The 228-nt window shown below is 48.2% G+C and carries 1 protein-coding gene; it reads left to right on the top strand.

Translation table 11 applies throughout. From position 1 onward, the window contains the following. Nucleotides 1-209 (top strand): hypothetical protein (locus LKX83_RS33065; RefSeq protein ID WP_227887527.1); only part of this gene is annotated, 209 nt, incomplete at its 5' end. Nucleotides 210-228: the final 19 nt, after the last annotated feature.

The raw sequence follows: 228 nt of genomic DNA, 5'->3' as shown, positions 1-228 counted from the left end.
GGCAAAGCAACACGCTGCTCCTGACATTGCATCAGGAAGAGGGAAGTCTGCAGGTTGCGGCTGACTTTGCAGGTGAATTAGACATTGCAGGCATTACGCCTATATTGAATGAAATAAAAGCGCGTGCGAAAGAGTGGGGCAGCACGGTCACGCTTATGCCTCACACGGTTTCAGAATCGGTGCTTGAGTGCGTATTTCCCCTTGGATAAAGATGCAGATAAGTTATTA

The organism is Cohnella baijiui (assembly GCF_020731285.1).
Taxonomy (GTDB): Bacteria; Bacillota; Bacilli; order Paenibacillales; family Paenibacillaceae; genus Cohnella.
This window is presented reverse-complemented; position numbering and strand designations above follow the sequence as displayed.